The sequence below is a fragment of the Streptomyces sp. NPDC048257 genome (assembly GCF_043201855.1).
GTDB lineage: Bacteria > Actinomycetota > Actinomycetes > Streptomycetales > Streptomycetaceae > Streptomyces.
In genome coordinates this window covers 1-18724 of sequence record NZ_JBICZI010000010.1, presented here as the reverse complement: position 1 = coordinate 18724, position 18724 = coordinate 1, and the positions used below count along the sequence as shown (strand labels likewise).

The 18724-nt window shown below is 74.1% G+C and carries 15 protein-coding genes and 1 tRNA gene; 9 read left to right on the top strand and 7 right to left on the bottom strand.

Annotated features, from left to right (window positions below; translation table 11 throughout):
- Positions 1–206 precede the first annotated feature (206 nt).
- From ACGFZK_RS20675 to ACGFZK_RS20650, 6 genes are all read right to left on the bottom strand, one after another.
- Positions 207–407, bottom strand: coding sequence for a hypothetical protein (locus ACGFZK_RS20675; protein WP_393850330.1), 201 nt, complete (start codon positions 405–407; stop codon positions 207–209).
- Between the two features lie 207 nt (positions 408–614).
- A tRNA-Trp gene (locus ACGFZK_RS20670) sits at positions 615–689 on the bottom strand.
- Positions 690–949: 260 nt separating this feature from the next.
- A complete protein-coding gene (locus ACGFZK_RS20665) occupies positions 950–1306 on the bottom strand; it encodes an STAS domain-containing protein (protein WP_393850329.1) in 357 nt (118 codons plus the stop codon).
- Positions 1303–2565: a PP2C family protein-serine/threonine phosphatase gene (locus ACGFZK_RS20660; protein ID WP_393850511.1), complete on the bottom strand. Its 1263-nt coding sequence runs from the start codon at positions 2563–2565 to the stop codon at positions 1303–1305. Before ACGFZK_RS20660 ends, ACGFZK_RS20665 begins: the two co-directional genes overlap by 4 nt.
- The gene (locus ACGFZK_RS20655) at positions 2565–3374 is read right to left on the bottom strand and encodes an alpha/beta fold hydrolase (RefSeq protein ID WP_393850328.1); all 810 of its coding nucleotides are present in this window, start codon (positions 3372–3374) and stop codon (positions 2565–2567) included. Before ACGFZK_RS20655 ends, ACGFZK_RS20660 begins: the two co-directional genes overlap by 1 nt.
- Before the next feature lie 324 nt (positions 3375–3698).
- A complete protein-coding gene (locus ACGFZK_RS20650; RefSeq protein ID WP_393850327.1) occupies positions 3699–4688 on the bottom strand; it encodes a phospholipase in 990 nt (329 codons plus the stop codon).
- A gap of 633 nt (positions 4689–5321) precedes the next feature.
- Here ACGFZK_RS20650 and ACGFZK_RS20645 point away from each other — a divergent pair.
- The 8 genes from ACGFZK_RS20645 (at position 5322) to ACGFZK_RS20610 (ending at position 16206) form a co-directional block, all read left to right on the top strand.
- Entirely contained in the window at positions 5322–5510 is a 189-nt protein-coding gene (locus ACGFZK_RS20645) for a thiazolylpeptide-type bacteriocin (RefSeq protein ID WP_393850326.1), read from the top strand.
- A gap of 22 nt (positions 5511–5532) precedes the next feature.
- On the top strand, positions 5533–5715 hold the full coding sequence (locus ACGFZK_RS20640) for a thiazolylpeptide-type bacteriocin (RefSeq protein WP_393850325.1): 183 nt from the start codon (positions 5533–5535) through the stop codon (positions 5713–5715).
- Between the two features lie 192 nt (positions 5716–5907).
- A complete protein-coding gene (locus tag ACGFZK_RS20635; RefSeq protein WP_393850324.1) occupies positions 5908–8634 on the top strand; it encodes a lantibiotic dehydratase in 2727 nt (908 codons plus the stop codon).
- A gap of 80 nt (positions 8635–8714) precedes the next feature.
- Positions 8715–9944 carry a lantibiotic dehydratase C-terminal domain-containing protein gene (locus ACGFZK_RS20630; RefSeq protein WP_393850323.1) on the top strand — a complete coding sequence of 410 codons (1230 nt, stop codon included), beginning with the start codon at positions 8715–8717 and terminating at the stop codon, positions 9942–9944.
- A 60-nt stretch (positions 9945–10004) separates the two neighbouring features.
- The gene (locus tag ACGFZK_RS20625) at positions 10005–11807 is read left to right on the top strand and encodes a hypothetical protein (protein ID WP_393850322.1); all 1803 of its coding nucleotides are present in this window, start codon (positions 10005–10007) and stop codon (positions 11805–11807) included.
- Entirely contained in the window at positions 11804–13714 is a 1911-nt protein-coding gene (locus ACGFZK_RS20620) for a TOMM precursor leader peptide-binding protein (protein WP_393850321.1), read from the top strand. The genes ACGFZK_RS20625 and ACGFZK_RS20620 overlap by 4 nt, the downstream gene beginning before the upstream one ends.
- Positions 13715–13744: 30 nt before the next feature.
- Positions 13745–15463 (top strand): thiopeptide-type bacteriocin biosynthesis protein, encoded by a 1719-nt coding sequence (locus ACGFZK_RS20615; RefSeq protein WP_393850320.1) that lies wholly within the window; start codon positions 13745–13747, stop codon positions 15461–15463.
- A 323-nt stretch (positions 15464–15786) separates the two neighbouring features.
- Positions 15787–16206 (top strand): hypothetical protein, encoded by a 420-nt coding sequence (locus tag ACGFZK_RS20610; protein WP_393850319.1) that lies wholly within the window; start codon positions 15787–15789, stop codon positions 16204–16206.
- Positions 16207–16293: 87 nt separating this feature from the next.
- Here the strand turns inward: ACGFZK_RS20610 and ACGFZK_RS20605 are convergent, their stop codons facing one another.
- Positions 16294–16626, bottom strand: coding sequence for a hypothetical protein (locus ACGFZK_RS20605; protein ID WP_393850318.1), 333 nt, complete (start codon positions 16624–16626; stop codon positions 16294–16296).
- Between the two features lie 191 nt (positions 16627–16817).
- On the opposite strand from ACGFZK_RS20605, the gene ACGFZK_RS20600 reads away from it, so the two are divergent.
- The gene (locus ACGFZK_RS20600; RefSeq protein ID WP_393850317.1) at positions 16818–18524 is read left to right on the top strand and encodes a PKD domain-containing protein; all 1707 of its coding nucleotides are present in this window, start codon (positions 16818–16820) and stop codon (positions 18522–18524) included.
- The last annotated feature ends 200 nt before the right edge of the window (positions 18525–18724 follow it).

The following is an 18724-nucleotide window of genomic DNA, read 5'->3' as shown; positions in this document are numbered from 1 at the left end:
GCCCCGGCCTGCCCCCGCCACCGTTCCCGCCGCCCCACCCCCGCCACCCCGCATCACACCGCCCTCCTGACGGCGGACACGGCCGGGGACGGAGCTGACCCGACGGTACTCAGCGTGTCGTGCTGTCCGGCGGTGAGGAGACGCCTCCCACGAACCCGTCACGAGAGCCCGCACCAAGCCGGCCCCACTCCCGCCCGGGGGTCCCGTCAGAGCTGCTGCACCTCGGGCGTGTTGTCGAGCCACCACTGGCAGACGTTCCAGCGGATCCTCTCGCTTCCCGCATCCGCGAGCGTCACGATGGCGACGACCCGGCCACTGCAGTTCGGACCGGCGTTGCCGTGCGCACTGCACCTCAGATCGTTGCCGGAGGCCGCCTCTTCGATGGGGGGCTTGATTCTTGACCTCATGGCGAGAGGCTACGCGCCGGCGCGGCCCTCCGTACCCCGCGGCGCCGATGCGTCCTACCGGCACCGCGGACCCGGACGGGACGGCTCTCAGCGGCCCTTGTGACGGGGGCCGTTGTGCGGGCGGACATCGCCGGCGGGCACCTGGTCGAGACCCCAAAGGCGCTGGAGGAGATCGGGGCAGGCCAGGGGAGGTCAGGTCAGACGAGGCGGAGCCGGCCGGATTTGAACCGGTGTCCTCGCGGTTTTGGAGACCGCGCGCGTCGACCTCTGCGCTACGGCTCCGCCTTTCCCGAGATCGTAAGGGCGCCGCTCTGCAGGCGGTAGCCGCAGACATGAGCCCTGGCCGGGCAGGAACTCCGGCCCTGTTGAGGCGGCCCCACGCGTGATGCGGCCCCACACGATCAAGGCCTCGTAGACGGCGTCATGGCGCCGGACAGGCCGCCCGTGCCGCGGTCACCGAACGCCGCGCCCCGCTACCCGGCCGTGGCGCACAAGGCGGGCGCCGGGCCGGCCCGGGCGGGCACGGGGCCCGAGAGCCGGGCTCATCCGGCTTCCGGCGTCCAGGCGGCCTCGGCTTCCTGCACGGTGGGGTGCACCGGGAAGACGTGGTCCAGGCCGACGATGCGGAAGATCCTGCTGACCCTTTCGGGTACTGCGGCCAGGGCGATGGTGGCGTGCGCGGCCAGGGCGTGGTTGCGCGCGGCGATCAGGACGGTGATTCCGCTGGAGTCGCAGAACGTGAGCCCTCCCAGGTCGATGACGAGCTGCTGGCCCTCCTCGACAGCCAGCTCGGGCAGAAGACCGCGGACCTGGACGGCGCTGTGGTGGTCGAGGTCTCCGGCGAGTTCGATGACGGGGCCGGACGCAGTGGTGCGGGTGGTCATGCTCAGCTGGGTCACGGCTGCTCTTCACGGTCGGGGCGGGGCGGCACGCTGACGGCCAGGACGGCGGCGTCGTCGTCGACCCCGCTGCCCAGGGTGTCGAGGAGCTCGCGGATCGCGCTGATGGTGTGCTGGGCGGTGGTGGGAGCCAGCCCGTGTCCGAATGCGAGGAGGGCTTCGTCGCCGTAGCGGTCTTTGCCCGTTGCGGTGGTGTGGGCCTCGGTGAGGCCGTCGGTGTACAGGAGCAGGGTGTCGCCCGGGCCCAGGCGGAGGGCGGTGGTGGCGATGCGGGCGTCGGGCAGGACGCCGATGAGCTGCCCGCCGGGGGTGGGCAGGTAGCCGGCGCTGCCGTCCGCGCACATCAGCAGGGCCGGGGGATGGCCGCCGCTGGCGAGGGTGATCCGGAAGCCGCCCTGTTCCCCGTCGGGGACGAGCAGACCGAAGACGACGGTGCAGAACCGCGGGTCGTTGCCGTTGTACTCGTGGTCGAGGACAGTGTTGAGATTGCCGAGGACGGCGGCCGGGTCGGGGTCGTAGACGGCGGCGGCGCGCAGGGTGTAGCGGGCCAGCGAGGTGACGGCCGCGGCCGCCGCGCCCTTGCCGCATACGTCTCCCAGGAACAGCCCCCAGGCACCGTCCGCCAGGGGGAACAGGTCGTAGAAGTCACCGCCGACCTCGTCGGCCGAGGCGATGCGGTAGTGGGCCGCCACGTCCAGGCCCGGCACGTCCGCCAGCGCCGGGGGCAGCAGGGTCTGCTGCAGGGCGGTGGTCAGCTGCCGGAGGCGTTCGCGTTCGCGCTCCGACTCCCGGCGGGCCCGCAGCAGCTCTTCCTCGTAAGCGCGGCGGTCGCGGGCGTCGAAGACGGTGGTGCGGATCAGCAACGGCTGCCCGTCGCTCCCCGTCTTGACCGTCGAGGTCACCAGCACCGGCATCCGGCGGCCGTCGGACGCCTTCAGCTCCAGCGCGATGCCACTGATCTCGCCCTGCATGTGCAGCAGCGGCGCGAAGTGCGTCTCGTGGTACAGGCGGCCGCCGACGGTGAGCAGGTCGGAGAACTTCCTTCTGCCCACCAGGTCCCCGCGCCGGTAGCCCAGCCAGTCCAGGAGCGTGGTGTTGACCTTGGCGATCTGCCCGTCCAGCAGCGTGGACAGGTACCCGCACGGAGCGTGCTCGTACAGGTCCTCGGCACTGTCCTCCAGCAGCGCGGAGTACGCCTGCTCGTCGTCCGCTCCCGTGACGGGATCCGGGCGGTCCCGCTGCTCGCCGGTCCGGGACATCATCGCAAGGCCCGCGTGAACGCGGCGATCGCCTCCGCAGTCTCCTCGGGGGCGCTGAGCTGAGGGCAGTGCCCGGTGGCGTTCAGGGTGACCAGCTCGCTGCCCTTGATCTGGGCCTGAACGTAGGGGCCGACTTCCGGCGGGGCGATGGCGTCGCTGGAGCACTGGGCGACCAGGGTGGGTACGGTCACCCGGGCCAGGTCCGTTCGGTTGTCGGTCAGGAACGTGACGCGGGCGAAGACCCGCTGGATGTCCGGATCGGTGGCACAGAAACTGTTCGTCAGCTCCTCGCCCAGCTCGGGACGGTCGGGGTTGCCCATGATGACCGGGGCCATCGCCCCGGACCAGCCGAGATAGTTCGCGTCCAGGGACTGGAGCAGCTCCTCGATGTCCTCGGCGGTGAACCCGCCCCGGTAGCCGGTGGCGGGATCGTCGATGAAGCACGGCGAAGGAGCGAGCAGCACCAGTCCCTCGAAGTACTCGGGATGCCGAGCGGCGGCCAGCACGCCCATCATCGCGCTCACCGAGTGCCCCACGAACGTCACCGGCCCCAGATCCAGCTCGCGGCAGATCTCGAGCACGTCCTCCACGTAGCCGTCCAGGGCGGAGTACCGCTCCTTGCTCCACGCCGACAGATCCGATCTGCCCGCGCCCACGTGGTCGAAGAGCACCACCGTGAAATCGCGTTCCAGCGTGGAGAGCACCAGCCGCCACATGTTCTGGTCACACCCGAACCCGTGCGCCAGCATCACCACCGGGCCACCCTGCCGCCCCGACACCCGCACCTGATTCCTGCTCCGCACGTCCATGCGGCACATCCTCGCAGAGGTCCGCAGTCTCCAGACCGAAGAGATCACGCAACCCGGAACCCGGAGGTCACGGGCCCCGACGACCCGCCGCGCGTGACGACGCGTTCGTTCCCGCTGCGGAGTCCTGCCCGGCGAACCGGTCCTGACCCGCTCACGTCTGAGCCCCATCGTGACACCGCACGCCGCACGCCGCACGCCGCACGCCGCACGCCGCACGCCGCACGCCGGCGATGTCGTGCCCCCCCCGCGATGTCGTGCACTCACGCGGGGGAGCGCACGGCATCGTGAAGGAAAGCCAGTGGTACATCGGGAGATGCCTGCCTTCTACCTGAACAGACGGTCGCCGGCGGTGGCCATGCGATGGGTGCCGCCGTGGCGGTTCACCCAGTCACGGACGAGGCCGATGGCGTTGGCGCACTGCCAGCTGTCGTCGTACTCGCGCACTCCGGTGAAGGCCCCGTAGCCCGCGATGATGCCGTCGACACGCCCGTCGCCCAGCAGTTTGTCGACGTACCACGGATCGTTGTACGTGGTCGTCCAGGACAGTGTGGCCGCGAGCTGTCCCCTGTCACGGTCCCCGGCGCCCTTCTTCAGTTCCGTGCAGGTGTAGTACGTGGCCTCCGTGCAGTTGCCGAACCCCTTGGTGATGTCGCTGTCGCCGTAGTCCATCACCCGGCGGCCGGCCGGGAATCCGGAACCGGACCGGTTGAAGGCCCCCTGGACCTGGTCGCGGGTTCCGGTCGTCGTGATTCCCTCCAGGCTGCCGAGCCAGCCCTCCAGACTCTTCCAGCCCCTGCCGCCGACGTCCGGGGTGCTGCCGCCGTGGTACTCGTAGAACCCGTAGAGCACCGGGATCCCCGCAGCCGTCAGCCGCTGCGCCTTGTCGCGCAGTCCGGCGACGCTGCACCCGCGGTTCTCCCGCTCTCCGCAGTAGTTCGGGTCCTTGATGTCCAGCCAGACCAGCGCCAGCCGGCGTCCGGCGCCGGCGTGGGAGAGAATGCGGTCGATCATGCTGTCGAAGCTGGGGCCCAGCCGGTTGTCACCGGCCGAGGAACAGTCGTGATAGGCCCGCCATTCGTTCGGGTTCCACCAGGCGCAGACGTCTATCTCGATGCTGTTGGCACCGTGCTTGAGCGCGGCGTCCACGCCGTCCAGGGTGTCGACGCGGTGCGCGATGGCGTAGATCGGGTGACGCTGATCGGCTGCTGCCGCCGGGGCCGTACCGAGCGCGGTGGTACCGATGATTCCGAACAGGGCCGCGATCAGCGCCAAGAACATCCGTGGGCCGGCGCCACGCCTGAGGTGAGTGGTCAAGGACGTACTCCGTCATGTCGGTTTCCGAAGGGGCGATTGAGCTCACCCGCCACATGCCGGCATCAGGTAAATGCATGATGAATTAAGTCTGGTTAAGGGTGGCCCCAAAGTGGCGAGAAACCACTTTCGCTCCCTCCGTCATGTGACGAGAAAACGACCGGGGAAAGGGGAACGAAGATCCCGGTATGGTCGAATCGCCTCCCCGTGACCGGGCGTCCAGCGAGCTGCTTCGGACCGTAAGCCGCCGCTTTTCGGTCTGCCGGAAGTCGCCTGGCCCCACCCGAAGCACGTCATCAAGGCATCACGTCATCACGTCATCCGGGGCGGGCGACCCGCCCGCACATCGCAATTCCCGCGCCCCCGCCGGGAAATGCGGCCGCTTGCGCTCCGGCGGCCCTCGAGCGACCCCCCGGAATACTGAGGAGCGGCCGGAACACCGGCCGGAACACCCCCGCGACCGGTTTCGGCAACGGCAGCGATGTGACCGAGTCGAACCGGACATGCCCAGGTAGCGAGCACAAGCCCCACACGCTGGCCGCCGTCCGGACGACCTCGCCATGCTTTCCGAACGATCCGGTCGACCGACGTTCAGTGCACCTTCGGCTTTCCGCTTCCACATCCCGGGAGACATACATGTCCGACACCGCACGTACCCCCGAGGCCGAACTCCACGATCTGGAGCTCGACCTCGGCGACCTCACCGTCACCTCGATGCGGGACACCTCCGCACTGCCGGAGGGCGGGGCGTCCTGGGGCTCCTGCTCCTGCCAGGGGTCGTCGTCCTGCGCCCAGCCGCACGACTCGGTCGCCCTCGAGGCCTGACCCCACACACGAGAGGAAAACCATGAACGACGGCACGCAGTCCTCCCGTTTCGACCTCGACGACCTCGACCTCGGTGAACTCACCGTGACCTCCATGCGGGACACGGTCGCGCTGCCCGAGGGCGGCGCGTCCAACGGCGGCAGCTCCTGCTCCTGCGGCTCGTCCTCCTGCGCCCACCCGCAGCTGCCGGAACTCCCCGTGTAAGGGGATACCGGGCGCACCACCGCACGACCGCAACGCTGACCACCGCACGACCGCAACGCTGACCACCGCACCACCGCAACGCTGACCACCGCAGCACCGCAGCACCGCACGACCGCTCGGCAGACGCTTCCCGCCGCGCCCCGCGCCCGGCGGGAAGCCCGCGCGCCGCCCCCACCCACAGGACGGGAACCCATGCCGCAGCCGCACCCCACCCCCGGCGCCGACGGCTACCGGGTACGGTCCGCGCCCTATGCGCTGGCCCGCGCCACCGTGCTCGCCCACCCGGCCCAGCACCCGGCCCCGGCCGCCTTCCGAGACCTGCTGGCCCGCCTCCACCGGGTCGACACCGAACTGGCCCGGACCGCCGCACCGCTGTGCGACGACCTGTACGACGCCCGCGACGGCCACCCCGCCGGCTTCCACCGCGACGTCGTCCTGCCCCTGCGGCGGGCCCTGCACAACGGCCGTGAACCCCGCCCCGCCCTGCTCGCCCGCCTCGGCGACCTGCCCAGCCGCCTTCCCCGGCTCGGCGCCTGGCTCACCCTGCGCGCCGACCGCGACACCCTCCTCACCGCCCTCGACGCCGCCGCAGGCCCCGCCCTCGACGCCGAACGCGCCGCGCTCGCCTCCCTCTGCCGCGAACCCGCCCTCGCCAAGGCCACCGCCCTGACCAGCGCCGACCTGCTGCGCGCCGTGAACCGCGCCGCCACCGGCGCAGCCGACCGCCGGGCCCGCAAGGAGGAGCCCACCGTGCTGCGCTACGCCCTGCGGGCCAGCACCAAGACCAGCCCGCTGTCGTGGTTCACGGCGGTCGGATGGGGCCCGCTCGCGCCCGCCTCCGCCACTACCCCCACCGACGGCCCGGCCCGCCCGGTGACCTCCTGGGGCGCCGCTCCCGTCCTCGACGGCCCCCTGCGGTCCGTCGTACGGGCCAACCGCACCCTGACGACCGCGCTGACCCTCGCCCTCCTCGACGCACCGCACCGCCGCACCACGCTGCCCCACCGCATCACCAGCACCGCTCGGACCGCAGGCGGACGCGCCGCGTACTCCCGCGACCGCCCCTCCTTCGCCGGCGGCCGCTACCTCGTGCCCGGCGAGGACGAGGCGGAAGTCGCCTGCGGCGGACCGCTGTGCCTGCTCACCCGCCTCGCCGAGAACCCCGTACCACTCACGGAGTTGACACAGCACCTGGCCGCGGCCCTCTCTCCCGCCGGCGGTGGTGGCCGGGCCGCGGCCGCCGCCTTCCTCGACCGCCTCACCCGTGCAGAGCTGCTGGTCCCGCAGGACCCCGTCCCCCCGCAGGACCCCGACCCCCTGCACCGCCTCGCCGCCTGGGTACGGTCCTTCGCACCCGGCCACCCCCAGGACGCGGAACGCGCCGACCGGATCGCCGAACTCGGCTCGCTGACCGCCCGGTACGCCGCCGCCCCCGCCGCGGAGCGCCCCGAGCGGCTCACCGTCCTCACCCAGCGCTGGACCGCCGTGCTGGCCGCCGCCGGCCGGCCCGTCCCCACCGCCTCCGCCCCGCTGACCGTCCTGTCCGAGGACGTGGTCGCCCCGCGGCCACTGGCGCTCGACGGCTTCCTCGACGCCGCCGACCACGAGGCGCTCGGCGAGGTCACCGCCCTCGCCGAACTCTTCGACCTCGGCCATCTCGTCCGCCGCACCCTCCGGGACCGCTTCGTCGAGCGCTACGGCGCCGGCGGACGCTGCGCGCACCCCTGGGAGTTCGGCGCCGACGTCACCGCCGCCTGGGAGTCCGCCGGACGCATCGCCCGCCTCGACCCCGCCGACCGGGACGCGTTCCCCAGCGCAACCGAACCGCTGGCCCGGCTGCGTACGGAGGTCGCCGACGCCCTGCGGGAACAGAACGGTCCCGCGGGCCGCAACGCCCCCCGTCCCTCCGGCCCCTTTGACGCCTCCGACGAGGCGGTGCTGCCCGCGGACACCCTCAAGACCCTGGGGGAGCGGCTTCCCGCCACGACCGTCGAACGGCCGCTGAGCTACGCCTACTTCCTCCAGCGCGACCCCGCCACCGGACTGCTGGCCGTCAACCACGTCTACGGCGGATGGGGCCGCTTCGCCAGCCGCTTCCTGGACTCCCTGGACCCCCGCGCCACCGCCGAGGTGTCCCGGCAGATCCGGCTCGGCCTCGGTCCCGGCGCCCGCCCCGCCCAGATCCGCCCCGTCGGCGGGTTCAACGCCAACCTCCACCCCCTCCTCGTCCCGGACGAGATCGGCCCCGACCGGCACCGCACCCCGATCGCCGAGGCCGACCTGGAACTCGTCCACGACGAAGCCACCGACCAGGTCCGGGTATGCCTGCGGGCCACCGGCGAGCCCCTCGACGTGCTGTACCCCGGCTTCCTCGCCCCGGTGCTGCTGCCGGCCCGCATCGCACCCCACCTCGCCGACCACCCGGGCGGGGTCGTCGACTTGCGGCCCCTCGCCCCCCGCCGGGCCCTGCCCGCACCCGGCGGCACGGTCACCGTCAGCTCCCGGCTGCGCCACCGGCACGTGGTGCTCCAGCGCCGCCGCTGGCTGCTGCCCTCCGGCGTGGTCGCCCGCCTGCGCGCCGACCTCGCCGCCGGCACCGGCCCCGGCCGGGTCCCCGCAGCAGCCGCGGCCGACTGGCGCGCCCTGCTCGGCCTGCCCGAGCAGGTCTTCCTGCACCCGGTGGCCGGCGCCACCACCGGCCGGGCCACCGAGGACTTCCTCAGCGCACTGGCCCGCCCCAAGCCGCACCTCGCGGACCTCGGCAACGCCCTGCACCTGCGCTGCCTGGCCAAATGGCTGTCCCGGCACACCGGCGGAGTCGTCCTCGAAGAGGCGCTGCCCGCACCAGGCGGCCTGGCCACGCCCGTCCGGGCCGTCGAACTCGTCCTGGAGGTCTACCGGGACGGCCGCCCGCGATGACCGCCCGCGATGACCGCCCGCGATGACCGTGACGCCCGCGACGCCCGTGACGCCCGTGACGCCCGCGAGGACCGTCCGCGATGACCCGCCCGCCGATCCCGCAGCACCAGGACAGGAGCGTGCCGGACATGCCGTCCCCCGACCCCGACCCCGAAGCCCCCGCAGGAGACGCCCCGCACGACAGCAGCGCGCTGGACGTCGTCGCCTACTACCACCACCCGGTCAAGGCCCCGCTGCTGCGCGAGGTGATGCTGCCGCTCGCCGCTGCCGCCACCACCGACCAGACCGCCGCCCACGTGGAGCGGCACTGGCTGCACGGCCCGCACCTGCGGCTGCGCCTGCAGGGCACCGATCCCGCCCACCTGGCGGACACCGCCGAGGCCGCGGCCGGGCGCCTCCGTGCCTGGCTGCGCGCGCACCCCTCGCACAGCGACCTCACCGAGGCCCAGCTCCTGGAACGGGCCGCCGAGGCCGGGCGCGCCGAACTCGTCCCCCCACCCCACGGGCCGCTCCTGCCCGACAACACGGTCCGGATCGAGCCCGTCGACCGGTCCTGCGTACGCGCCCTCCTCGGAACCGACGGGACCGTCCTGCGGGAGGACCTGCTGCGCTCCGGCCTGGACGCCCTGCGGGCCGGTGCCGGCTTCCTCGGCCGGCACGGCGACACCGACCGGGCCCGCCTCCGCCTCGCCGTCACCGCCCTCGCAGCCCACGCCTGCGCCCACCCCGGCGGCCTGACGGGCGGACACTGGTCCTACGTCTCCCACCTCGAGGACTTCCTGCTCCACGACGACCCGGACGGAAGGCTGCGCGCCACCTTCGAGCGGCACGCGGAGCGCGCCGGCGACACCGTGACCGCCCTCGTCGGCCGGATCGCCGACGGGCGCGCGGACGACTGGGAACAGGCCTGGGCCGGCTTCTCGCAAGAGGCCCGGCGGCTCACGCAGCAACGCCACGACGCCGGCGCCGACCTGCACGGAAATCCCCTCGCCTACCGGACCCGGGCAGCCGCCACCGGCGACGCCTCCGCGCACGAGCGCTGGAACCAGGACATCCGCACCCGCTACAGCGAGTTCCACCGGCTGCTGCGCCGAGCCGACCCGCAGGGCGCGATGTGGAGCCGTCCCGACTACCTCGTCCACCGCGCCTGCACGAACGCCCTGTACCGGCTACTGGCCGTCTGCGACGTCCGCCCGCTGGAGCGCTACCTCGCCGCGCACCTGGTCGTCCGCGCCGTGCCCGCCCTGACCGGCTGCGACTGGCGCACCGAGATCGGCGCCGTCATCGACGCGGTGGAGGCAGGGACATGACCGTCAGCGGCGCCGTGGAGGCAGGGACATGACCGTCAGCGACACCGTGGAGGCAGGGACATGACCGGCGGCAACACCGGCGGGGGCCGCGCGAGCGGCGGTGACCGGCTGCGCCCCGGCACCGCCGCCACACCGCTGCGCGCCGGCCTGCACCTGCGGGGGCGGCGCGGCAGCGTCACCCTGGAAGGCAGCACCGCCGTTCCGGTGGTGTGGGGCCTGCTGGAGGAACCCCTGCGCTCCGGCCGCCTCGCGGAGTTCCGGGAAGGCCTGGAGCCGGGCTCGGCCCTCCGTACCGCCGTCGACACCCTCGTCGGACAACTCGCCGACCACGACCTCCTCGTCCCCGGACCACCGCCCGCCGCCGAGCACCCTGCGGTGGACCCCGCCGTCGCACGATGGATCGACGCCACGGCCGGGCACCCCGCCGACGCGGCCACCGCCCTCGCCGCCGCCCGGGCCGAGGTCCTGGCCCGCGACCCGGCCTCCGCGCCCGCCACCGCCGCCGTACGGGCGCTGGAGGCGGGCGGACTGCCCGTCACCCGCACCCCCGACCCGGAACTGCCCGGGGACCGGGTCCTGCTGACCGTCCGCGGCGGCGGCCAGGACCGGACCGTCGCGGCCGGACGGGGCGGCGCCACCGGATACGTGACCGCCCCCGGCAGCGCCGCCCAGGCGCGCGCCGACGCGGCAGCCCTGGAAGCCCGGCTCGCCGACGGCCCCGAGGGAGCCACCGCCCTGCAATCCCACGAGGTCCCGGGCGCGTTCGCCGCGCTGCTGGCCGGCGCCGCCGCGCACCGGCTGCTGTGCGCGGCCGCCGGACTGCCCGACCCGGCCGCCGAGGGAGACGACCCGCGGCTGCTCCCCGGGATCCCCGCCGTCCTCCTCGCCGACGCCCGCCCCGCGCACGCCGACCACCACAGCTGGCTCGGCCCCGAGCGGATCGACGCGAACCGCAGCCTCCGCCTCGCACCCCCGGCCGAACTCGCCGAGGCACTGCGGCGGATCGCCGCCCTCGGCGAACGCCGCTGCGGCCCCCTGCCCGGACCGCTGCCGGGCGAACTGCCCCAACTCCCGGTGCCCCTCGCCACCTGCACGCTGCCCGGCCCCGCCACCCCGCATATGGGGACGCCCCGCACCCTGACCGGCGGCGGGCCCCGACTGGACCTGGCCCGGCTGGAACTGTTCTGCCGCGCCGCCGAACTGCTCCTCGGGGACGCCGCGTTCACCGTCGGGGCCGACCCGGGACACGCCCGCGGCCGCGCCCTGCGCCACGCTGCCGCACGCCGCCTCGCCGCCGCCCCGGACGGCCTCACCACGGTGGACCCGGCCCGATGGTCCGGCCACCCGCAGCTCCGCCACTGGTGGACGACCCTGACCGACCGGCTCGGCATCGCCGCGCGGCTGGAGGTACACCGGGCGGCCCCCCGCGCACAGGCCTACCGGGCCGTGGTCCACCGCACCCCGGCGAGCCCCGGCCCCGGCCTGGGCCCGCTGCTCGGCGAGGCCGTCGAGGCGACGCCCGGCGACGCCGCCTCCTTCGCCGCGCTGGCCGCCGTCACCGCCGCCTGCACCGCCGCGACCGGGGCGTCCGCCGGCCGGCCCCGGCCCTCCGGCGGCGCGGTCGCCCCACTGGCGACGGCCGGTACACGCACCGCCGCCTGGCAGGACCTCGGCTGGACAGGGGGCTGGCTCGCCGACCTGGCCGGGCGCGAGGAAGCCTTCCAGAACACCCTGCACCAGCTGTCCGGAGCCGGCCCCGTACCCAGGCCGCTGACACCCGACTCCGCCCCCGCCCCCGAACCCGCCGGCCTGCTGCGCTCCTTCGGCTTCACCGTGCTGCGCACCGCCGAGGAGGCCCGATGACCGCCCCCGCCCCCGCCATCGCCCGCACTCCCGTTCCCGTGCTGGATGCCGCCGCCGCCCTGGCGGCCACCACCGGCCGGGCCGCAGTCCTGCTGACCCGCTGGACGCTCGGCCTCGCCGAGGAACTGAGCCGCCACGCCCTGCGCCGGCCCGTGGCCCTGGTCCCGGTGCGCCTCGACGGGGCGCTGGCGGTGGTCGGGCCGGTGCTCCGGCCCGGCGCCGCGGCCTGCCTCGTGTGCACCGAGCACCAGCGGCTGGCGACCGCGGGCGGCCGGGTCCCGTGGCAGAGCCCGAAGCTGACCCTGGCCGGGGTCCCCTCACCGGCCCTGACCCCGGCCCTCGAGGCCCTCGTCCAGGAGCTCCTCGACCCCCCGAACCCGAACCCGGACCGGGATGCGGACTCGGCCGTCGTCCACATCGTCCACCAGGGCCGCGGCACCTGGTCCACCCACCACGTCCGCCCCATCGGCGGCTGCGACGTGTGCCACCCACTGCCGTCCGACACCCGGACCCCGCTCCGCCCGCTGCCCTCCCGGCCACGCCCGCTGCCCGACCCCGCCGTCCTGCGCGGCCCCAACCCCCGTACGACCGGCGCCGCACTGCGAGCCGCCCTGCACGACGAGCGGTTCGGACCGGTGCGGCTGCTGCACCGCTCCGAAGACTCGGCGTTCAGCCTCACCAGCGCGATCGTCACGGACGGCCGGTCCGTCGACGACGGCGGCCACGGCCGGGCCCCCACCTTCGCCGACAGCGAGCGCATCGCCCTCTTCGAAGCCGTCGAACGGTACGCGGGCATGCGCCCGACCGGCCGCCGCACCGACCTGCGGGCCTCCTTCACCGAACTGGGCCCCGACCGGGCACTGGACCCCGAACGCCTCGGCCTGCCCGACCCCGCCCACCACGGCCACCCCGGCTCGCCCACCGTCCCCTACACCCCGGACCTGCCGCTCCACTGGGTCCGCGGCTGGTCCCTCACCCACCGCAGGCCCACCGCCGTCCCCGAGCACGTCGCCTACTGGGACGTGCCGGGCCCGGGCCGGCCGCGCGTCGTGTACGAGTCCTCCAACGGCTGCGGGCTCGGCAACAGCCCCGAAGAGGCCGCCCTGTACGGGCTGTTCGAGGTCGCCGAGCGCGACGCCTTCCTCATGGCCTGGTACGCGGCCACCCCGCTGCGCCGCATCCACCTGCCGGCCGGCGACACCGACACCCTGCTGCTCGCGGACCGGGCGGCGGCCGCGGGCTACCGGCTCCTCCTCCTGGACGCGACCAACGACTTCGCCATCCCGGCCGTCCTGGCCGTCTGCCGCTACGAGGGCGGCCACCCGGACGCGCCGCGGATGTTCCTCGCGGCCGGCGCCCACCACGATCCGCGCGCCGCCGTCCGCTCCGCCGTCGCCGAGGTCGTCACCAACGTCCTGGAGGCACCCCACCGCTCCTTCGCCGACGGAGGGCCGCGCGATCCCGAGCGGCTGCGGCCCATGCTGGAGCGTCCGGAACGTGTCCTCACCCTGGACGACCACGTCGGACTGAGCACCCTGCCCGAGGCCGCGCCCCGCCTGGAGTTCCTCTTCGCCGACACCCCGGCCGTGCCGGTCGCCGAGGCCTGGCCCGGTGCCCCCGCGCCGGTGCCCGACCTCTCCGGCCTCCTGACGCGGACCGTCGACCGGCTGGCCCGGGCCGGACTGGAGGTGATCACCGTCGACCAGAGCGAGCCGGGGCTGCGCGGGCGGTTCGGCCTGCACTGCGTGAAGACCATCGTCCCCGGCGCGCTCCCGATGACCTTCGGGCACGTCAACCGGCGCACCCTCGGCCTGACCCGGCTGCTGGAAGTGCCCCACCGCCTGGGCCGCACCGACCGGCCCGGACGCCACGAGGAACTGCCCCTGCACCCGCACCCCTTCCCCTGACCCGACATACGACGACGAGGACCGGACGACGTGACCACAACCGACACCGACACCGACACCGACACGGGCACCTGGCAGAGCCACCACCTCTTCCTGCACTCCACCACCGAGGAGACCGACCGCTTCCTGGTCCGTGACGCGGCCCCGCTCCTCGACGGCCTCGTGGCCGCCGGCGAAGCCGCCGACTGGTTCTTCATCCGCTACGGCCAGGACGGCCCCCACGTACGGATCCGTGTCCGTACCACCGCGCAGCTCCCCGAACTCCCCGAACTCCCCGACCTGCTGGCCCGGCAGGCGCGGCAGCTGCCCGCCGTGCCCGGCCCCTGGCCCTCCCGGCACGGCGAGATCCGCGCCGTGCCCTACGTACCCGAAACCCGGCGCTACGGCGGACCCCGGGCGCTGCCCGTCGCCGAGGCGGTCTTCGGCGCCTCCACACGCACCGCCCTCGACGTACTGCGGGCCCTGCCCGCCGGGAGCACGGCCGCGTCCCGCCTCACCGCGGCCGCCGACCTGGCGCACACCACGGCGTACGCCCTCGGCATGGACCGCCTGGCCGCCGCACGCTGGCTGCGCGCACACGCCGCGGGCTGGCGCTGGGTCACCGAGGTACCGCTGCTGCCCGCCGCCGCCGTCCACACCCGGGTCAACACCGTCCACGCGGCGCAGCGCACGGCCCTCGGCGGACGCGCCGCGGACCTGCGCGACCGCCTCCGGGCGGGCACCGCGGCCCCCTGGCTGGCGCACTGGGCCGAACGGGTCCGGGAGGCCGACGCACTGCTGGGCGGCCCGGGGGAGCGGACCCGGGCCGGGATCTGGGGCTCACAGCTGCACATGCTGTTCAACCGGCTGGGCGTGAGCCCCGACGAGGAACGCGCCGTGTGCCGGCTGGCCGCCCGCACCCTGCTGGAGACGGACGGACCGGCCGGGTTCTTCCCGCCCGGCCACACCGCCCCCGACCTGCAGTACCTGGAGCGCAGCAAGTTCCAGATCGGCCGCGGCGAGGACTCGGCACTGCGCCCGTCCGCCATCGCCGGGAACAACGAGCCGGCCACGGCCACGGACGCCGAAGTCCCGCTCCCCGCCGATCCGTTGCCCGACGTATCCCTGGCCACCGTCCTCGCCGCCCGCTCCTCGCTCCGCGGCGCCCTCACCGGCCCCCTCGACACCGGCACACTCGGCGCCCTGCTGTGGCACTCACTCGCCGACAGCGGCCGCAGCGAGCACCGCCTCGCCAACGGCACGACCCGTACCCTGACCCACCGCCCCTACCCCAGCGCAGGCGCCCTCCACACGGCACGCGTCCGCCTCCTCGTCCTCGACGTGGCCGGACTACCGGCCGGCACCTACGACTGCGTCCCCGAGCGCCGGACCCTGCGCCGCATCGGCCCGCCGGCACCGCTGGAGGACATCACCGCCCTGTCGACCTACCTCTCGCGCCCGCCGGCCGACCCCGACTGGATCGGCATCACGCAGGCACCGGTCCTCCTCGCCCTCTACGCCGACCTCGGCCTGCTGCGCCGCCGCTACGGACTGCGCGCACTGCGCCTGGCCCTCCTGGAGACCGGCCACCTGGCCCAGACCCTGCTCCTCACGGCGACGGCCCTGGGCCTGGGCGGCACCACACTGGGCGGCTTCCACGACGACCTGGCCCACGAAGTCCTCGGCCTCCACGACCCGGACCAGCCCCTCCAATACCTCCTGCCCCTCGGCCGCCGGGCCCCCTCCCGGGGCGGTACGACACGGGTGTGAGCGGCGGGGCCCTGGACCCCGCCGCGTATCGGCGCAGCCGCTCCGGCTCCGAGTACGTCCGCCTTGCCGTGTCGGCAGAGGGACATCACTCCGTCGGTCATCGCCCCTTGGCGCCCAGGGCTGTCCCGGTGTTGCCCGGCCGGAACAGGTCCGCAGGACAGGGCTGCGCTTCTTCAGGGAGCAGACTGGGGACGAGGGCAGATGACCGGCCCAGGAGTGACGATGACTGCGTTCACACCCCATGTGGTCTGCACACGTGTGGTATCCGGTGCGAACCGAAAGCTGAAGGCCAAGCTGACAGGTCTGTCCACTCCGGAGACCTGATGTTCCGCCTCGAGGATGTCGATTCGCTCGTCGAGGTGAGCGAAGTGGCCGTCCACACGGTGCACCACCAGCAGGGTGATGAAGACCTTCTGCTCGTCCTCCTCCATCCGGGTCGTAGTGGTGTGGATGGCACTGTGCGGAGTGCCGGTCGAGCCGGGCATGAGGGAAACGCAGCGGGGAGCCGTCGTGCCCGTGTTCGCCACCGCCGGCATCGGCGGGATGACCGCCGCTGGGTCCTCGCGCTGGCGGCGGTGTGGTGCTTCGCCGGCCGGTTCTTCGCCACCCGTCCGGCCGTCGCCAAGGCCCTAGCCCGCTGGGGCCACGTCCTGCTGCCGCTCGTCCTCATCGGCAGTCACGAGCGGGAATGGAGCGCACTTTGCCTGAAGCGCACGGAGGAACGCCCTTCCCCGCAAACGTGATCGCTCAGGCCGTCCTGTGTCGTGCAGGGGCCCTGCACGCTTCCGCAATCCTCAGCCACAGCTTGCGTACCTACCTCTACGGACGCTTCATCGGAGAAGGAGGGCCTGCTGCCCGACCGCGACTACGACGACGAACTGCTCTTCCCGGGATGCGTTCTGCACGACTGCGGACTCAGTGCCGAGGGCGATGGCAGCCGGCGCTGCGAGCTGGACGGCGCAGGCCTGGCCGCCCGACTCCCGACCGAGCAGGAAGTACCGCCGGACCCGGGAATCGCGATGCGCAAGCGGCCCGCGATCGCGCTGGTCGCCGTCGGCGCCGGCTTCGACCCGGGAGGCGGCCCCGACGCGCTGCCGGACGGCTAAGCAGAACGCGTCCACCGTCTGGGCCGGTGCCTGTGCCTCCTGCGCGCTGACTTTCACCGTCCGCAGGGGACCGGCCCGCCGTTCCGGCGGCCACCTGTCGATCGCAAACCGCACAGCCGGTAAAGCCCTGGCCCCTATGGAGTGAATCGCGCCAGAACCCCGCGACCCTTGGCCGTAACTTTCCATACGGTGGCCCCTCTTCGCTCATCACCAGAACTGGGGGGCCGGTGCGCAACCACCGACTCGTAATGACCGCTGCCTTCGTGGCGGCCGGTCTCGGCCTCATCCCGGGCACCGCGCAGGCGGCGGATCCCGTACCCGTCGCGGCGGGCGTGGCCGAGGCGATAGCCGAGGCATCCACGTCCGAGGGCTTCCACAGCCCGGCCGACCGCACGATCCGTACCGCCCTGCCCGCCGCCGAGGGGAACGGCAAGGCGAACACCAAGACCGCCACACCACAGACCACACAGACCGCACTGACTCCGCAGACCGCGCAAGCCGCACTGGACGCAGGAGCCAACCCGGCCCTCGCGGTCGACGTCAGCGGCACCAGCTACACCGCACACGGCATCGAGCTCACCACCCTGATCACGAGCGCCGACTTCGCGCTCGGCGTCGTCATCGACTGGGGCGACGGAAAGACCGACACGGCCACCGCCCAGGGCAACGCCGAACTGCACCACTCGCACACGTACGACAAGTCCGGCGAGTACCAGGTGAAGGTGACGGTGACCGACACCGCCAACGCCGTCCAGGCCGCCAACGGCGGCGCCTTCCTCACCCCCGGCTCCGACTTCACCCCGCACACCCCGACCCGGCTCCTCGACACCCGCAACGGCACCGGCGCACCCACGGCCAAGGTCCCGGGGCAGGGGTCCGCCCGGGTCAAGGTGGCTGGCAACGCCGCCGTCCCGGCCGGCGTCACCGCGGTCGCCCTCAACGTCACCGTCACCGAGACCGTCGACAACGGGTACGTGACCGCGTGGCCCGGCGCCGGCTACGACCGCCCCGGCACCTCGAACCTGAACTACACGGCCGGCCGCTCCGTCCCGAACCTGGTGATCGTGCCCGTCGGCGAGGACGGGTACGTGGAGCTCTACAACGGCGGCTCGCAGCCGGTCGACCTGATCGCCGACGTCACCGGCTACTTCACCCGGGCCCAGGCCGCCGGCTACACCTCGATGACACCCGCCCGGTTCGTGGACACCCGCTCGGGCCTCGGCATCCCCCAAGGGCCGGGCAAGCTCGCCGCGCGCAGCGCGTTCACGACCCGCATCGGCGGCCTGCAGGGAGTGCCCCCGGGCATCACGGCCGTGGCGCTCAACGTCACGGTGACCGAACCCCAGGGGACGGGCCACCTGACCGCCTTCTCCGGCGCCGGGCCGGTCCCGACTGCCTCGAACCTGAACTTCGTGGCCGGCCAGACCATCGCCAACGCGGTGATCGTGCCGGTCGCCGAGGACGGGACGATCAAGGTCTTCAACGGGGCCTGGCTGCCGGCCCACGTGGTCGTCGACGTCGTCGGCTACTACAGCAAGGACAGCAAGGCCGCCTTCCTGCCCTTCACCCCGTTCAGGACGCTCGACACCCGCGAGGAGGCCTACGGCTGGCCCGGCGGCAGGTTCCGGGCCCGGGAGTACATCACACAGGGGTTCACGCCCGAGGCCGCGACGGGCGTCGAGGCCTACGTACTGAACACCACCGTCACCGAGACCGGCGGCGACGGATACCTCTCGGTCGCCCCGAGCCCCTACCCGCTGCCGGCGGACGGCGAGCCCGCCGCACCCAGCGGGCCGCGCCCCGGCTCCTCCACCCTGAACTGGACGGCCGGCGCGATCGTCCCGAACCTGGTGCAGGCCAGCGACGGCGACCACGGCGTCATCACCTTCTGGAACCAGGGCGACCAGGACGCCGACCTGGTCCTCGACGTCTTCGGCGTCTACCAGTCCAAGTAACCCCCGAGGGGCGGCCCCGCACCCGAGCGGGGGGCCCCCCCCCCCGGGGGGGCCCCCCCGGGGGGGCCCCCCGCGCCGGGGGGGGGGGGGGCGGGGCCCCCGCCGGGCCCCCCGGCGCGGGGGGGGGGGGCGGGGCGCCGGGGGGGGGGGGGGGGGGGGGGGGGGGGGGCGGGGCCCAGGGCGGAGGCGATGGTGGAGCG